The sequence below is a fragment of the Antiquaquibacter metalliresistens genome (assembly GCF_029211225.1).
GTDB classification, from domain to species: domain Bacteria; phylum Actinomycetota; class Actinomycetes; order Actinomycetales; family Microbacteriaceae; genus Rhodoglobus; species Rhodoglobus metalliresistens.
In genome coordinates this window covers 1-16,420 of sequence record NZ_JARGEM010000010.1, presented here as the reverse complement: position 1 = coordinate 16,420, position 16,420 = coordinate 1, and the positions used below count along the sequence as shown (strand labels likewise).

General features: G+C 69.2%; 17 protein-coding genes. 14 read left to right on the top strand and 3 right to left on the bottom strand.

All coding sequences use genetic code 11. The features are described 5' to 3' along the window. Positions 1-2: 2 nt before the first annotated feature. Positions 3-1,340, bottom strand: coding sequence for a type I glutamate--ammonia ligase (gene glnA, locus PYV02_RS14435; RefSeq protein ID WP_275759772.1), 1,338 nt, complete (start codon positions 1,338-1,340; stop codon positions 3-5). An 84-nt stretch (positions 1,341-1,424) separates the two neighbouring features. On the opposite strand from glnA, the gene panB reads away from it, so the two are divergent. After that, on the top strand, positions 1,425-2,267 hold the full coding sequence (gene panB / locus PYV02_RS14430; RefSeq protein WP_275759771.1) for a 3-methyl-2-oxobutanoate hydroxymethyltransferase: 843 nt from the start codon (positions 1,425-1,427) through the stop codon (positions 2,265-2,267). A gap of 4 nt (positions 2,268-2,271) precedes the next feature. Continuing rightward, positions 2,272-3,099 carry a DUF72 domain-containing protein gene (locus PYV02_RS14425; RefSeq protein WP_275759770.1) on the top strand — a complete coding sequence of 276 codons (828 nt, stop codon included), beginning with the start codon at positions 2,272-2,274 and terminating at the stop codon, positions 3,097-3,099. Positions 3,100-3,114: 15 nt separating this feature from the next. Here the strand turns inward: PYV02_RS14425 and PYV02_RS14420 are convergent, their stop codons facing one another. Continuing rightward, positions 3,115-3,294 carry a methionine aminopeptidase gene (locus PYV02_RS14420; RefSeq protein WP_275759769.1) on the bottom strand — a complete coding sequence of 60 codons (180 nt, stop codon included), beginning with the start codon at positions 3,292-3,294 and terminating at the stop codon, positions 3,115-3,117. A 34-nt stretch (positions 3,295-3,328) separates the two neighbouring features. Between PYV02_RS14420 and map the strand changes: the two genes are divergently transcribed. The 8 genes from map (at position 3,329) to PYV02_RS14380 (ending at position 12,863) form a co-directional block, all read left to right on the top strand. After that, complete coding sequence (gene map / locus PYV02_RS14415; protein WP_275759768.1) at positions 3,329-4,213, top strand: type I methionyl aminopeptidase; 885 nt, start codon at positions 3,329-3,331, stop codon at positions 4,211-4,213. Between the two features lie 30 nt (positions 4,214-4,243). Continuing rightward, positions 4,244-5,005 (top strand): polyphosphate--glucose phosphotransferase, encoded by a 762-nt coding sequence (ppgK, locus tag PYV02_RS14410; RefSeq protein WP_275759767.1) that lies wholly within the window; start codon positions 4,244-4,246, stop codon positions 5,003-5,005. Between the two features lie 225 nt (positions 5,006-5,230). Next, positions 5,231-5,320, top strand: coding sequence for a potassium-transporting ATPase subunit F (locus PYV02_RS14405; RefSeq protein WP_275759766.1), 90 nt, complete (start codon positions 5,231-5,233; stop codon positions 5,318-5,320). Continuing rightward, positions 5,320-6,990 (top strand): potassium-transporting ATPase subunit KdpA, encoded by a 1,671-nt coding sequence (gene kdpA / locus PYV02_RS14400; RefSeq protein ID WP_275759765.1) that lies wholly within the window; start codon positions 5,320-5,322, stop codon positions 6,988-6,990. The genes PYV02_RS14405 and kdpA overlap by 1 nt, the downstream gene beginning before the upstream one ends. Positions 6,991-6,996: 6 nt before the next feature. Further along, a complete protein-coding gene (kdpB, locus tag PYV02_RS14395) occupies positions 6,997-9,102 on the top strand; it encodes a potassium-transporting ATPase subunit KdpB (RefSeq protein ID WP_275759764.1) in 2,106 nt (701 codons plus the stop codon). Positions 9,103-9,113: 11 nt separating this feature from the next. Further along, entirely contained in the window at positions 9,114-9,707 is a 594-nt protein-coding gene (gene kdpC / locus PYV02_RS14390) for a potassium-transporting ATPase subunit KdpC (protein WP_275759763.1), read from the top strand. Between the two features lie 7 nt (positions 9,708-9,714). After that, positions 9,715-12,192, top strand: a complete 2,478-nt coding sequence (locus tag PYV02_RS14385) for a DUF4118 domain-containing protein (protein ID WP_275759762.1) — start codon at positions 9,715-9,717, stop codon at positions 12,190-12,192. Continuing rightward, the gene (locus tag PYV02_RS14380) at positions 12,189-12,863 is read left to right on the top strand and encodes a response regulator (protein ID WP_275759761.1); all 675 of its coding nucleotides are present in this window, start codon (positions 12,189-12,191) and stop codon (positions 12,861-12,863) included. The genes PYV02_RS14385 and PYV02_RS14380 overlap by 4 nt, the downstream gene beginning before the upstream one ends. Before the next feature lie 6 nt (positions 12,864-12,869). Here PYV02_RS14380 and PYV02_RS14375 read toward each other — a convergent pair whose 3' ends face one another. Beyond that, complete coding sequence (locus PYV02_RS14375; protein ID WP_275759760.1) at positions 12,870-13,430, bottom strand: hypothetical protein; 561 nt, start codon at positions 13,428-13,430, stop codon at positions 12,870-12,872. A gap of 65 nt (positions 13,431-13,495) precedes the next feature. On the opposite strand from PYV02_RS14375, the gene PYV02_RS14370 reads away from it, so the two are divergent. The 4 genes from PYV02_RS14370 (at position 13,496) to PYV02_RS14355 (ending at position 16,333) form a co-directional block, all read left to right on the top strand. Further along, positions 13,496-14,221: a VIT1/CCC1 transporter family protein gene (locus PYV02_RS14370; protein ID WP_275759759.1), complete on the top strand. Its 726-nt coding sequence runs from the start codon at positions 13,496-13,498 to the stop codon at positions 14,219-14,221. Between the two features lie 62 nt (positions 14,222-14,283). Beyond that, complete coding sequence (locus PYV02_RS14365; protein WP_275759758.1) at positions 14,284-15,687, top strand: ferredoxin reductase family protein; 1,404 nt, start codon at positions 14,284-14,286, stop codon at positions 15,685-15,687. Further along, a complete protein-coding gene (locus tag PYV02_RS14360) occupies positions 15,684-16,166 on the top strand; it encodes an FMN-binding protein (RefSeq protein WP_275759757.1) in 483 nt (160 codons plus the stop codon). Before PYV02_RS14365 ends, PYV02_RS14360 begins: the two co-directional genes overlap by 4 nt. Continuing rightward, positions 16,166-16,333 (top strand): hypothetical protein, encoded by a 168-nt coding sequence (locus PYV02_RS14355; protein ID WP_275759756.1) that lies wholly within the window; start codon positions 16,166-16,168, stop codon positions 16,331-16,333. Before PYV02_RS14360 ends, PYV02_RS14355 begins: the two co-directional genes overlap by 1 nt. Positions 16,334-16,420 lie beyond the last annotated feature (87 nt).

Here is a 16,420-nt window from a genome sequence, read left to right as displayed (position 1 = left end):
AACTAGAGGATCTCGAGGTTGCTCTCCAGCTCGTACGGGGTCACCTGGGCCCGGTACTGCTTCCACTCGCTGCGCTTGTTGAGCAGCACGTAGTTGAACACCTGCTCGCCGAGCGTCTCCGCCACGAGCTCGGACTCCTCCATGAGCGAGACCGCGTGGTCGAGCGAGGCCGGCAGCTGGCTGTAGCCGAGCGCGCGACGCTCGGCGTCGGAGAGCTCCCAGACGTTGTCCTCGGCCTCGGCCGGCAGCTCGTAGCCCTCCTCGATGCCCTTGAGCCCGGCCGCGAGCAGCAGCGAGAACGCCAGGTAGGGGTTGGCCGCGGAGTCGATCGCGCGGTACTCGACGCGCGCGCTCTGTCCCTTGCCGGGCTTGTACAGCGGCACGCGCACGAGGGCGGAGCGGTTGTTGTGGCCCCACGTGACGAAGCTCGGCGCCTCATCCCCGCCCCACAGGCGCTTGTAGGAGTTGACGAACTGGTTGGTGACCGCGGTGATCTCGGGCGCGTGCCGCAAGAGACCGGCGACGAACTGCTTGCCGATCTTGGAGAGCTGGTAGTGGCCGCCCGCATCGAAGAACGCGTTCGCGTCACCCTCGAACAGCGACATGTGGGTGTGCATGCCGGATCCGGGATGCCCGGACATGGGCTTCGGCATGAACGTCGCGTAGACGCCCTGCTCGATCGCCACCTCCTTGATCACGGTGCGGAACGTCATGATGTTGTCCGCGGTCGTGAGCGCGTCGGCGTAGCGCAGGTCGATCTCGTTCTGGCCGGGGCCGGCCTCGTGGTGGCTGAACTCCACCGAGATGCCGAGGTCTTCGAGCATCCGCACACTGCGGCGACGGAAGTCGTGCGCGGTGCCGCCGGGCACGTTGTCGAAGAACCCGGCGGAGTCCACGGGCTCGACCTTGCCCGCCTTCAGCTTCGACGACTTGAGCAGGTAGAACTCGATCTCGGGGTGCGTGTAGAACGTGAATCCGCGGTCCGCCGCCTTCGCGAGCGAGCGCTTGAGCACGTTGCGGGGATCGGATGCCGCGGGCTGCCCATCGGGGGTGGTGATGTCGCAGAACATCCGCGCGGTCGGGTCGATCTCACCGCGCCACGGCAGGATCTGGAACGTGGTCGGGTCGGGATGCGCGAGCATGTCCGCCTCGTAGGCACGTGTGAAGCCCTCGATCGCCGAACCGTCGAAACCGAGGCCCTCCGCGAAGGCGCCCTCGACCTCGGCCGGGGCGATCGCGACCGACTTGAGGGTGCCGACGACGTCGGTGAACCAGAGGCGGATGAACTTGATGCCGCGCTCTTCGATAGTGCGGAGAACGAAGTCACGCTGCTTGTCCACGAAGCTCCTCTGCTGCTGCCCACTGGCGCCGCGGGCGCCGTCTCTAGGCTACTGGCTCGGAACCGAACATCTAGACTCGGGATCATGACGGAACCCAGCGCCGCGGACGTGGCCGCCCAGGCGAACCTCAAGAAGGTGCGCACGCGCCATTTCCAGAACGCGAAGAACAACGGCATCAAGATCACCGGTCTCACCAGCTACGACATGCTCACCGCGGGCATCTTCGACGAGGCCGGCATCGACTTCCTGCTCGTCGGCGACTCCGCCGCCAACAACGTGCTCGGCTACGACACGACGATCCCTGTGACCATCGACGAGCTCATCCCCCTCACCCGTGCGGTCGCCGGCGCGGTGAGCCGCGCCTTCGTCGTCGCCGACATGCCCTTCGGCTCCTACGAGTCCGGGGCGGATGACGCGCTGCACACCGCATTCCGCTTCATGAAGGAGACCGGCGCCCACGCCGTCAAGCTCGAGGGTGGGGTGCGCTCGGCCGAGCAGATCCGTCGAATCGTCAGCGCGGGCATCCCCGTGATGGCGCACATTGGGTTCACCCCGCAGAGCGAGCACGGTCTCGGCGGTCACGTGATCCAGGGGCGCGGCGAGCAGGTCACGCAGCTGCTGGCCGACGCGCACGCCGTCGAGGACGCCGGGGCCTTCGCCGTGGTGCTCGAGATGGTCCCCTCGGATGCCGCGGCCCGCGTCACCAAGGAGCTCAAGATCCCGACCATCGGCGTCGGCGCAGGGCCCCACGTCGATGGCCAGTTGCTCGTGTGGACCGACTGGGCGGGCTTCACGAAGGGCCGCATCCCGAAATTCGTCAAGCAGTACGCGAACCTGCGCAAGAGCCTCACCGATGCGGTCACCGCCTACCGCGAGGATGTCGCCGGTGGGCTCTACCCCGGACCCGAGCACTCGTACGACGACTGAGCCCATGACCGAGCGGGGCACGGCGCGGGTCGGGATGGCCGGGTGGGTGTACCCGGACTGGCGCGGCACGTTCTACCCCAAGGGCACCACGCAGAAGACGGAGCTCGAATACGCGTCGCGGCACGTGACATCCATCGAACTCAACGGATCGTTCTATTCGCTGCAGAAGCCGTCGAGTTGGGTCAGCTGGCGCGACCGCACCCCGGAGGACTTCGTGTTCTCGGTGAAGGCACCGAAGTTCATCACGCACGAGCGCAAGCTCGAGAACGTGCGCGAACCGCTCGCCAACTTCTTCGCCTCGGGTCTGCTGGCGCTCGGTCCGAAGCTCGGCTGCGTGCTGTGGCAACTGCCGCCGAGCCTGGGCTTCGATCCTGCGCGCCTCGAGACCTTCCTCGCCCAACTGCCGCACACGACGACCGAGGCGGTCGAGCTCGCCGCCGAACGCAGTGCCTGGATGACCGGCAAGGAACACCTCGAGACCGACGCCGATCGGCCGGTGCGGCACGCGATCGAGGTGCGGCACCACGGTTTCGATCGGCCGGAGTTCATCGAGCTGCTGCGCCGGTATCGGGTGGCGGCGGTGCTCGGCGAGACGGCGGGCAAGTGGCCGATGATCGACGAGACCACGACCGACTTCCGCTATGTGCGGCTGCACGCCGACGAGGTGCTGCGCGAGGGCGGCGTGTACGACGAGGCGGCTATCGCCGAGTGGGCGGCTCGTATCGAGACGTGGCTTGCGGCAGGTCTCGACGCCTACGTCTACTTCGACAACGACACGAAGGTGCGGGCGCCGATCGACGCCATGAGCCTCATCGCGAGGCTGAACTCCTGAGGGGTCGAGCCCCGATCAGGTGTTGTCCCAGTCGGCCGCTTCCTCCTGCGCCCACTTGCGCGCGCGCTCGGCGATGATCTCGGGGGCGCGCTGCGCCTCCTCCTTCGTCGCGAACGGGCCGTCGCGGTCCGAACCGAGGGACTGGGCGCCCTCCTCGACCTCTCCGGTCTTGTTGTTGTACCACCACTCGGTCATGAGGCCAGGCTAGCGGCTGGATACACTCGAACGCATGCCTAGGGATGCCGCCGGCCACCTCGTTCCCGGTCGCGTCGCCCCGGTGCGCCCCGTACCCGCGTCCATCCCGCGACCGGAGTACGTCGGCCGGCCCGCTCCGGCGCCGCACGAGGGCGGGGACGTGTACTCCCCCGCCGAGATCGAGCGGATCCGCACCGCCGGCCGCATCGCCGCGCGCGCCATCGAGGCGGCCGGCGCCGCCATCCGGCCCGGAGTCACGACCGACGAGCTCGACGTGATCGTGCACGAGTACATCGTGGGCGAGGGCGCATATCCCTCCACGGTGGGCTACCGCGGCTACACCAAGTCCGTGTGCACGAGCATCAACGAGGTCATCTGCCACGGCATCCCGGACGACACGGAGCTCGTCGAGGGCGACATCATCAACCTCGACGTCACCGCCTACAAGGACGGCGTGCACGGGGACCTCAGTCGCACCTTCGTGGTCGGGCAGGCGCGGCAGGAGGTCGCAGACCTCGTCACTCGTACCGAGGAGGCGATGCTGCGCGGCATCAAGGCGGTCGCCCCGGGTCGTCAGGTCAACGTCATCGGTCGCGCGATCGAGTCCTATGCGAAGCGCTTCGGGTACGGGGTGGTGCGCGACTACACCGGGCACGGCGTGGGCCGCACCTTCCATTCTGGGCTCATCATTCCGCACTACGACTCCGCGCCGCTCTACGACGACGTCATAGAGGTCGGCATGGTCTTCACGATCGAGCCGATGCTGACCCTCGGCACGATCGAGCACCCCGGCACGATCGAGTGGGACCTCTGGCCGGATGACTGGACCGTCGTCACCCGCGACCGTTCCCTCACTGCGCAGTTCGAGCACACCATCGCCGTCACCGAGCGCGGGGCGGAGATCCTCACCCTGCCGTGATCCCGGCCGCCGGTGCGCGATGATGGACCCATGGCGACAGCGCTCGGAATCGACATCGGCGGCACGGGGATCAAGGCGGCGATCGTCGACACCGACACCGGCGAGCTGCTGAGCGAACGCATCAAGCTCCCGACGCCTCCCGGCGGCCGACCCGACGACATCGTGCAGACCGCCCTGCAGCTGATCGAGCAGCTCGGGGGCGTGCCGGACGACGCGCCCGTCGGAGTCTGCTTCCCCGCGGTCGTGATCAAGGGCCGCACCCTCTCCGCCGCCAACGTGTCGAAGGAGTGGATCGGGCTGGATGCCGAGAGCCTGTTCGAGCGGGCCATCGGTCGGGACATCCACTTCGTCAACGACGCCGACGCCGCCGGGTATGCCGAGGCGCACTACGGCGCCGCCAAGGGCGTCTCAGGGCTCGTGCTGCTCACCACACTCGGCACCGGCATCGGCAGCGCACTGATCTACGACGGCGTGCTCATCCCGAACTCCGAGCTCGGGCACCTCATCATGAACGGCACGGATGCCGAGAAGCGGGCCTCGAACGCGGCGCGCGAGCGGGGCCGCCTCAGCTGGCGCCGCTGGGCGAAGCGACTGCAGCGCTACTACAGCCACCTGGAGTTCCTGTTCCACCCCGACCTATTCATCGTCGGCGGCGGCGTCTCCAAGAGCAGCGACCAGTTCCTGCCGCTGCTGAAGCTCCAGACGCCCATCGTGCCTGCCGTGCACCGCAACAACGCGGGCATTCTCGGTGCCGCAGCGCTCGCGGTGCGCTCCCGCCGATCGGCGGCGTGAGGATTCCGTAAGGATCGCCCTCGGCGACGTAAGAAAAGCCTTAAGACCTGCCCGAGACGCCCTCGCCGGGCGTTCACTCATTCCGTGACGTGAGTCATGCCCGCGCGCCATTGCGCGCCGGCCACCGAATCGGAAGGCAGTACTCATGCTGGACGTCGTGTTCATCGCCGGCATCATCGCGCTCGTCGCGCTGGTCGGCCTCGTCGCGAAGGGGGTGGAGCGACTGTGATCGTCTTCGAGATCGTCGCTGCCGCGCTCGCCCTCGCCGCGATCGGCTATCTCCTACTGGCCCTGCTGAAGCCTGAGAGGTTCTGATGACCCTCTGGCTCTTCATCGCTCAGCTGGCCACCCTCGTCGTCGTGCTCGTGGCGATCCACCGCCCGCTCGGCGAGTACATGGCTCGCACCTACACCTCGACCAAGCACCTGCGCGTGGAACGTGGCTTCTACCGGATCATCGGGGTCGACCCGGCGTCGCAGCAGAGCTGGCCCGTCTACCTGCGCTCGGTGCTCGCGTTCTCGGCGGTCGGCATCCTGGTCGTCTACGCCCTGCAGCGTGTGCAGCAGGTGCTGCCCTACTCGCTCGGCCTGCCGCCGACGAGTGAGCACCTCGCCTTCAACACCGCGATCTCGTTCGTCACCAACACGAACTGGCAGTCCTACTCCCCCGACCTGACCCTCGGCTATACGGTGCAGATCGCGGGCTTGGCCGTGCAGAACTTCCTCTCCGCGGCCGTCGGCATCGCCGTCGCGGTGGCGCTCATCCGCGGCTTCGCGTATCGCTCCAGCGGCACGATCGGCAACTTCTGGGTGGATCTCACCCGCGGCACGCTGCGCATCCTGCTGCCGTTCTCGGTGCTCGCCGCCGTGATCCTCATCGCCGGAGGCGTGATCCAGAACTTCAACGGCTTCCAGGAGGTGACCACCATCACCGGTGGCGATGCCGTCGTGCCGGGCGGGCCGGTCGCCTCCCAGGAGGCCATCAAGCTCATCGGCACCAACGGCGGCGGGTTCTACAACGCCAACTCCGCGCACCCCTTCGAGAACCCGACCGCGTGGACGAGCCTGTTCGAGGTGCTGCTGTTCCTGGCGATCCCGTTCAGCCTGCCGCGCACCTTCGGGCGCATGGTCGGCGACCTGCGTCAGGGCTACGCGATCGTCGCGGCGATGGGCACGCTGTTCGTTCTGTCGCTCTCGCTCATGACCTGGGCGGAGCTGGCGGGCGGAGGCACGGCGCCACAGCTCGCGGGCGGTGCGCTCGAGGGCAAGGAGACCCGGTTCGGCATCCTCGGGTCGACGCTCTATGCGACCTCGACGACGCTCACCTCTACGGGCTCGGTCAACTCGATGCACGACAGCTACACCGCCCTCGGCGGCGGCATGGCGATGGTGAACATGATGCTCGGCGAGGTCGCTCCCGGCGGTGTCGGGGCGGGCCTCTACGGCATCCTCGTGCTCGCGATCGTCGCGGTGTTCATCGCCGGTCTCATGGTCGGCCGCACGCCCGAGTATCTCGGCAAGCGCATCGGTGCCCGTGAGATCAAGCTCGCGAGCCTGTACATCCTCACCACCCCGACCATCGTGCTGCTCGGCACCGCGCTGAGCTTCGCGATCCCACCGGTGCGGGCGGATGTCGAGTCCACCTCGATCTGGAACCCCGGCCTGCACGGCCTCAGCGAGGTGCTCTACGCCTTCACGAGCGCCGCGAACAACAACGGCTCCGCCTTCGCGGGGCTCACCGCGAACACTCCGTGGTTCAACACCGCGCTCGGCGTCGCGATGCTGCTCGGCCGGTTCCTGCCGATCGTGTTCGTGCTGGCGCTCGCCGGCTCTCTCGCCGCCCAGGATCGGCTGCCGGTGACCGCGGGCACGCTGCCCACGCACAAGCCGCAGTTCGTCGGCCTGCTGATCGGAACGATCGTCATCGTCTCCGCACTCACCTATTTCCCCGTTCTCGCGCTGGGTCCCCTGGCGGAAGGGCTTTAAGTCATCATGGCAATCACGCACACCGGCACACCGGTCACGGCGTCACCGGCCCCGAGCGACCCCCGCTCGAGCGCCTTCTCACTCTCACAACTGGCCAAGGCGCTTCCGGGCGCACTCCGCAAGCTCGACCCACGACTGATGTGGCGCAACCCCGTCATGTTCATCGTGGAGATCGGCGCGGTGCTCACCACCGCGATCGCGATCGCCGAGCCGTTCCTGGGACGTTCGGGCGATCTCGCCCCGAGCTTCACCGCGGGCATCGCGGCGTGGCTTTGGATCACGGTGATCTTCGCGAACCTCGCCGAGTCGGTCGCCGAGGGCCGGGGCAAGGCGCAGGCCGCGAGCCTGCGTCGCACCCGCACCTCCACGATCGCGCACCGGGTGGCGGGCCCCGACCCGGTCGCCGACGGCCACAAGGCGGAGGACGTGTCATCGGCGGAGCTTCGCCTCGGCGACTTCGTCGTCGTCTCCGCGGGCGAGGTGATCCCCGGCGACGGGGACATCGTCTGGGGCATCGCCTCGGTGGACGAGTCCGCGATCACCGGAGAATCGGCTCCGGTGATCCGCGAGTTCGGCGGCGACCGCAGCGCCGTCACCGGCGGCACTCGGGTGCTCAGCGACAGCATCGTGGTGAAGATCACCTCGAAGCCGGGTGAGACCTTCGTGGATCGCATGATCCGGCTCGTCGAGGGTGCCTCGCGGCAGAAGACGCCGAACGAGATCGCGCTCAACATCCTGCTCGCGAGCCTGTCGATCGTGTTCCTGGTCGTCGTGCTCACCCTCAACCCGCTGGCGAGCGCCGTGGGCGCGGTGACCACGATCCCGGTGCTCATCGCCCTGCTGGTGACCCTCATCCCGACGACGATCGGCGCGTTGCTGAGCGCCATCGGCATCGCCGGCATGGACCGGCTCGTGCAGCACAACGTGCTCGCGATGTCGGGGCGCGCCGTCGAAGCGGCCGGGGATGTCACGACGCTGCTGCTCGACAAGACCGGCACCATCACCTACGGCAACCGTCGGGCCAGCGAGTTCCTGCCGGTAGCGGGGGTGACCCCGGACCGTCTCATCGAGGCGGCGCGGCTCGCCTCCCTCGCCGATGCGACGCCGGAGGGCACCTCGGTCGTCGAGCTCGCCAAGGAGCTCGGTCACGGCGGCGAGCCCGTCAAGGACGCGGTCATCGTGCCCTTCACGGCCCAGACCCGCATGAGCGGACTCGACCTGCCGGACGGCACACAGGTGCGCAAGGGCGCCGGCTCGATGATCGCCCAATGGGCGGGCGTCACGCCGAAGGATCTCGACGCCATCGTCACGCGGGTCAGCGAGTCCGGCGGCACCCCACTCGTCGTGGCGTCGAAGGATGCCGCGGGCGAGGCGAGCGTGCTCGGCGTGATCCACCTGAAGGACATCGTCAAGACCGGACTGCGCGAGCGGTTCGCGGAGCTTCGGGCGATGGGCATCCGCACCGTCATGATCACCGGCGACAACCCGCTGACCGCGAAGGCGATCGCCGCGGAGGCGGGGGTCGACGACTTCCTGGCCGAGGCGACGCCGGAGGACAAGATGGTGCTCATCCGCAAGGAGCAGGAGGGCGGCCACCTCGTCGCGATGACCGGTGACGGCACCAACGACGCCCCCGCGCTCGCACAAGCGGATGTCGGCGTCGCGATGAACACGGGCACGTCGGCGGCGAAGGAGGCCGGCAACATGGTCGACCTCGACTCCGACCCAACGAAGCTCATCGACATCGTGCGGATCGGCAAGCAGTTGCTGATCACCCGCGGCTCGCTGACGACGTTCTCGATCGCCAACGATGTGGCGAAGTACTTCGCCATCATCCCGGCGATGTTCGCGGCGGTCTTCCCCGGGCTCGCGGTGCTCAACATCATGGGACTGCACTCCCCCGCCTCGGCGATCCTCAGCGCGATCATCTTCAACGCGCTCGTGATCATCGCCCTGATCCCGCTCGCCCTGCGCGGGGTCGCCTACCGCCCGGTCTCGGCGAGTCGGCTGCTGAACCGCAACCTGCTCGTCTACGGCCTCGGCGGCATCATCGCGCCATTCATCGGCATCAAGCTCATCGACCTCGTCGTGGGCCTCATCCCCGGCTTCTAAGGAGTCAGATCGTGAAATCCTTCCGTCAGACCTGGACGGCGGTGCGCGCACTGCTGATCCTCACGGTCGTGCTCGGCCTCGCCTACCCGCTGCTCATCACCGGCATCGGTCAGCTCGCCTTCAACACCAACGCCAACGGTCAGCTCGTGCGGGTCGACGGCGAGGTGGTGGGCTCGGCGATCATCGGGCAGTCCTTCGCCGATGCCGACGGCGCGGCACTGCCCGAGTGGTTCCAGTCGCGTCCCTCCGCCGCCGGTGCCGGCTACGACGGCGCCGCCTCCAGCGGCTCCAACTACGGCCCGGAGAACGAGGACCTCATCACCGCCATCGGCGAGCGACAGGCCGCGATCGAGGAACTGGGCTCGGCGGCACGGGGCGAGATCCCCGCGGATGCCGTCACGGCATCCGGATCGGGCCTCGACCCGCACATCAGCCCCGAGTACGCCCTGTTGCAGGTGCCCCGGGTAGCTGAGGCGCGCGGGCTCGACGAGCAGCAGGTGCGCGAGCTCGTCGAGTCGATGGTGCAGGGGCGCGACCTCGGCTACCTCGGCGAACCGACGGTCAACGTGCTGCAACTGAACATCGCGCTGGCCGGACTGGGATGATGAACCCATGACGAGAGGACGGCTCCGGGTGATGCTCGGGGCCGCCCCCGGCGTCGGCAAGACCTACGCGATGCTCGAGGAGGGTCGCCGGCTCGCCGCCGCCGGTGAGGACGTGGTCGTCGCGGTCGTGGAAACCCACGGCCGCGCGGCCACATCAGCGTTGGTCGAGGGCCTGGAGGTGCTGCCCCGCCGCGCGGTGGCGCACGGCGGCGTCACCCTCGACGAGATGGACCTCGAGGCGGTGATCGCCCGCGCCCCGCAGCTGGCGCTCGTCGACGAGCTCGCCCACACGAATGCCCCCGGCTCCGTGCACGAGAAGCGCTGGCAGGACGTCGAGGCGATCCTGGACGCGGGCATCGACGTGCTCTCCACCGTGAACATCCAGCACATCGAATCCCTCAACGACGTCGTGCGGCAGATCACCGGCGTCGTGCAGCGCGAGACGATCCCGGACGCGGTACTGCGCTCCGCTGATCAGATCGAGCTCGTCGATCTGGCACCCCAGGCGCTGCGGGACCGGCTCTCCGCGGGCGTGGTCTACCCCGCGGCGCGCGTGGATGCCGCGCTCAGCAACTACTTCCGCCTCGGCAACCTCACGGCGCTGCGCGAACTCGCCCTGCTGTGGCTCGCGGACGAGGTGGACTCCGCCCTGCAGCGGTATCGCGCCGAGCACGGCATCGATTCGGCGTGGAACGCGCGCGAGCGGGTCGTGGTGGCCCTCACCGGCGGCAGGGAGGGCGAGACCCTGCTGCGTCGCGGGGCGCGCATCGCCTCGCGCTCCTCCGGCGGGCGGTTGTTCGCCGTGCACGTGACCACGCCGGACGGACTCGCCGAGGCCAACCCCGGCATCCTGACCGCGCAGAAGCGCCTCGTGGAGACGCTCGGGGGCACCTACCACCAGGTCGTCGGAGAGCAGATCCCGCGCGCGCTCGTCGAGTTCGCCCGGTCGGTGGACGCGACGCAGCTCGTGATCGGGGTGAGCCGGCGCGGTCGCCTGCGCGCGCTGTTGACGGGTGCCGGCACGTCGTCGACGGTGATCCGCGAGGCCGGCGACATCGACGTGCACATCGTGTCGCACTCGGAGGCGGGCACGCGCGCGCTCCCGAGTCTCGGCGGCGCCCTCTCGCTGCGTCGCAGGCTGGTCGGCCTCGGCCTCGCCGTGCTGGGACTGCCCGCACTCACCTGGCTGCTGTCCATGCTGCGCACCGACGAGTCGATCACGAGCGACGTGCTGCTCTTCCAGCTGTTCGTGGTGATCGTCGCCCTCGTCGGCGGGGTCTGGCCTGCGGTGCTGAGCGCGGTCGCCGCGGGCTTCCTGCTGGACTTCTTCTTCGTCGAACCGCTTTACCTGATCACGATCACGGATCCGCTGCACCTGCTCGCCCTGCTGATCTTCGTCGTCGTCGCCGTGCTCGTCAGCATCGTCGTCGACCAGGCGGCGCGCCGCTCCCGAACCGCGTCCCGGGCCGCCGCGGAAGCGGAGACCCTGTCCAGCATCGCCGGGAGCGTGCTGAGCGGCCAGGACGCGCTCGACGCGCTCGTGACCCGCCTGCGGGAGGCGTTCGGCATGGTCAGCGTGATCCTGCGATCGGATGAGACGGCCCTCTACACCTCCACCGACGGCTCCCTGGCCGCCGACGACGATGTCGAGACCACGTTCCCGATCGGCGAGCACGGCAGCCTCTACCTGCGCGGGCGCGAGCTGCCGTCATCCGATCGCAGGATCCTGGGGGCGTTCCTCTCCCAGATCGAGGCGGCCCTGCGGCAGCGCGAGCTCACCAGCGAGGCCGACCGGATGCGCCCCGCTGCCGAAGCCGACCGGCTGCGCACGGCGCTGCTCGCCGCTGTCGGTCACGACCTGCGGCGACCGCTCGCGGCGGCGACCGCAGCGATCACCTCGCTGCGCTCGACCGAGGTCACCCTCACCGACGCCGACCGGGACGAACTGCTCGAGGCGGCAGACGAATCACTGCACGGCCTCGCCGATCTCGTGACGAAGCTCCTCGACGCGAGCCGCCTGCAAGCGGGCGTGCTCGGTGTGAATCCCGAGCCGGTCGCACTCGACACGATCGTCAGCGGCGCGCTCGACGAGCTCGGACTCGCACCCGGCGACGTGCAACTGGAACTCGGCGACGTGCCGCCGGTGACCGCGGACGCGGTGCTGCTGCAGCGCGCGGTCGTGAACCTGCTCTCCAACGCCCTCCGGTTCTCGCCGCCGGGCACCCCGCCGGTGGTCGCGACGAGCGAGTTCGACGAGCGCGTGCAGTTGCGGATCATCGACGGCGGTCCCGGAATCCCCGAGGAACGGCGAGAGGATGTCTTCATGCCCTTCCAACGGCTCGGCGACGTCGACAACACCACCGGGATCGGGCTGGGCCTGGCCCTCTCCAAGGGCTTCATCGAGGCGATGGGCGGCTCCCTGACCGCCGAGGACACCCCCGGCGGCGGCCTCACCATGGTGATCGAACTCGCGGCGCAACCATGAAGATCCTGATCGCCGACGACGACCCGCAGATGCTGCGCGCCCTGCGGATCACGCTCGGTGCCCGCGGGTACGAGGTCGTGACCGCCGCCGACGGCACGACGGCGCTCGACTCGGCGATCCGCGAGCATCCCGACCTCGTCGTCATCGACCTGGGGATGCCCGGCCTCACCGGGATCGAGGTGATCCAGGCCATCCGCGGCTGGAGCCAGGTTCCCGTGCTCGTCGTCTCCGGGCGCAGCGAGAGCTGGGACAAGGTGGAAGCGCTCGACGCCGGCGCCGACGACTACGTCACCAAGCCGTTCTCGGCCGACGAACTGCTCGCCCGCATCCGCGCGCTCTCGCGGCGCACTCCGGCGGCGAGCGAGGATCCGGTGGTCTCGTTCGGCGAGGTGACCGTGGATCTCGCGGCGCGCGCGGTGACGCGGGGCGAGGCATCCGTGCACCTCACCCCCACGGAATGGCGGCTGCTGGAGGTGCTGCTGCGCAACCGCGGCCGGCTGGTGACCCGCGAGACGCTGCTGACCGAGGTCTGGGGGCCGCAGTACACCACCGACACCGGATACCTGCGGCTCTACCTCGCACAGCTGCGCAAGAAGCTCGAGCCCGAGCCCTCGAAGCCGCGCTACCTGCTGACCGAGGCCGGAATGGGGTATCGGTTCAGCCCCGAATGAGCGCGTTCAGCGACTCTGGAACAGCCACGGGATCAGGCCCGAGGCGGGGAACGACGAGAGCGAGACGTCCAGCGACGACGTGATGCTCACGACGAAGGCGATCACCTGGATGAGTCCGGCCACGATCGCGAACAGTCCGGTCGCGAGCCCGGCCCAGGCGAAGCCCGCGAGCGTCGTCGTCGCCCCCTGCGCGCGCAGCTGACGGGCCTTCGAGAGCCCCATGATCGAGAATACGACCGCGATCGGCGCGAGCAGGAACAGCACGTTGAAGAACACCGAGATGACGCCGGTGACGAAGCCGACCATGGCGTTGCGGTTGACCCGCGCGTCGATCGTCCGGGTGCTGAACGGCGAGGCGAGCGGGGTCGCGCCCGGCACCAGTGGTGGCGGATTCTGAGCCGAGTAGACCGGCGGCGGTGCAGCAGGCGCCGTGCCCGGCATGACGGGCGCGGATGCCGCCACCGGCCCCGCGCCGAGCCTGGTCTCACTCCAGCCGACGCCGTTCCACCACTGCTGACCGTTGCCGTCCGGGGCCGGATACCAGCCCGCGCTTCTCGTCTGCGCCATAGCCACAGGGTAGCGAAGGCTCCCCTGGCTAGCACGGGAGGCCGCAACGGGAGTTGACTGGGTGCATGTCCTCCGATCCAGGCTTCATGCACGCCGCCGAACCGCACGGTCCCGGCATCTCCGGCAGGCTGAACTGGCTGCGCGCCGGTGTGCTCGGTGCCAACGACGGCATCGTCTCGGTGGCCGCCATCGTCGTGGGTGTGGCCGGTGCCACGAGCGAGTTGGCCCCGATCCTCACGGCCGGCGCCGCCGGTCTCATCGGTGGCGCGATCTCCATGGCGCTCGGCGAGTACGTCTCGGTCTCCAGCCAGCGGGACTCGCAGCACGCGCTCATCGCCAAGGAGACGCGCGAGCTGGCCGAGATGCCCGAGATCGAGCTCGACGAGCTCACCGGCATCTACCAGGCCAAGGGGCTCTCTCCGCAGACGGCGCGACAGGTCGCGGTCGAGCTCACCGAGCACGATGCACTGAAGGCGCACCTGGAGGCCGAGCTCGGCATCACCGAGGAGACGGTTGTGAGCCCCTGGCAGGCGGCCGGGGCATCCGCGCTCGCCTTCTTCGTGGGTGCGCTCCTGCCGATGGTGGCGATCCTGCTGCCGCCGGAGGGCTGGCGGGTGCCGGTGACGTTCGCCTCGGTCGTCATCGCCCTGGCCGCCACGGGCGTCGTCGGCGCACGGATCGGCGGCAACCCCTGGCTCGTGCCGACGCTGCGCATCGTCGTCGGCGGCGCACTCGCCCTCGCGACCACGTTCGCGGTCGGCTGGCTGCTGGGCACCACCGGCGTGGTCTGATTCCCCGCGCGCACGCGGTCTGTTCATAGGGGCTTCATAGCGACCGGGCGAAGGCTGGTCGCATGACCACCACGACAGCTCGACCGGCACGCGCAACCGTGCACGTCGACCACCGGCGACGGTATGCACGACGAGCGCGTATCGCCGATCTCATCGTCGTCGCGTTCTGGGCATCCGGTGCCGCCGCGATCGCACTCTTCCTCGCCTCCGGCGGTGTCGGGCAGTTCACGAGCGTCGGTGAAGCGATCACCAGCCTCGGCATCGTCACCGGCCTCGTCGGCACCGACTACGTGCTCGTGATGCTCGTGCTCGCCGCGCGCATCCCGCTCATCGACCGCACGATCGGCCATGACCGTGCGATGGCGGTGCACCGCAAGCTCGGCAAACCCGCGCTCTACCTGCTGCTCGCGCACGGGGTGCTGCTGCTCGTCGGCTACGGCATCAGCTCGGGCATCGATCCGATCGCCGAGATCGGCTCGATGCTGGCCCTGCCCGACCTGCCCCTGGCCTTCATCGCGCTCGGGCTGCTGATCACCGTGGTCGTGACCTCGCTGGTGGCGGTCAAGCGCAAGTTCAGCTACGAGGGATGGCACCTGGTGCATCTGCTCAGCTACGTGGCCGTCGCATTCGCGCTCCCCCACCAGTTCAGCAACGGCGGAGTCCTCGCCGAGGGCACGGCCCAGCGCGTCTACTGGATCGCGCTCACGGTGCTCGCGTTCGGTTCCATCCTCACCTTCCGCTTCATCGAGCCGGTGGTGGTGAGCCTGCGTCATCGCATCCGGGTCGCCGGCGTCGTGCCGGTCGCACCGGGGGTGGTCTCCATCCACCTCTCCGGCCGCGGGCTGCGCGCGCTCGACGCCAGGGGCGGCCAGTTCTTCCAGTGGCGGTTCTGGACCGGCTCCACGTGGTGGCACTCGCACCCCATCTCGCTCTCCGCGATGCCGACGGATTCCAGCGCCCGCATCACCGTGCGCGACCTCGGCGCGGGCAGTGCCGCGATCAGCGCGGTGCCGACCGGCACCGTGGTCTCGATCGAGGGACCCTACGGACTGTTCTCCGACGCCGCTCGCACCGCGCCGAAGCTGGCGATCATGGCCGCCGGCATCGGGGTCACCCCGGTGCGCGCGATGCTGGAACACGCCTCGTTCGCCCCCGGGGAGGCCACCGTGCTGCTGAGAGCCGGCAATGAGGACGAGACCTATCTCTGGGACGAGGTGCGCGCGATCGCGCAGGCCAAGGGCGCGGACTGCTACGTCATGGTCGGTGAGCGCGCCCGGCGCGGCGCGACCTGGATGACTCAGCGCGACCGTGAGCGTGGCGTGAGCCTGACGAGCATCTTCCCCGACCTGCTGGACTCCGACCTCTATGTGTGCGGTCCGAGCGGCTGGCTCGATGCGGTCGAGGCCGACGTGAAACACGCGGGGCTGCCCAGCCATCAACTCCACTCCGAAAGGTTCGACTGGTGAGAACACGCACACTCCTCGGCAGCATCCTCGCCTCGATCGGCGTGCTCGTCGTCGGCTGGCAGGCGGGCACCACGGTGCTCGGCGCCACGACCGTGGCCACGCCCTCCTCGAGCGCGGGGGGCGCCACCACGGGCGGCGCGACCACGTCCGGCGGATCGACCACGTCGAGTCAGGCCACCGCGCCGGCCAGCGCGGCCGCACAGACCGCCACCTACACGGGCACTGCGGTCAACACCCGCTTCGGCTCCGTGCAGGTGCAGGTTCAGGTGACGGGCGGCACGATCTCGGACGTGACCGCCCTCAAGCTCACCGACCACGACGGCAGGTCCGTGCAGATCAGCAATCGCGCGGCCCCCATCCTGCGCGAGGAGGTGCTCGCCGCGCAGTCCGCGAGCGTCTCGAACGTCAGCGGAGCCACGTACACGACACAGGCCTACCTCACCTCGGTGCAGTCGGCACTCGACCAGGCCGGCCTGTGATGCGCGCCGCCTTCGAGAGCATGGGTACCGTGGTCTCCCTCGAGGCGCCCGAAGCCGGTCACCCGCTCGTGCGCCGCGTCTTCGAGACCGCCGAGGCGCGCTTCAGCCTGTTCCGCCCCGACTCCGAGCTCAGCCGCGTCGCCGCCGGCGAGCTCCCCCGGGCGTGAGGAACGAATCGGTGACAACTGATCGTTAGTGTCGGGAGGCGCTGACGGGGAGGATGTCATCATGCCCGGTCCCTATCCCAGAGAGTT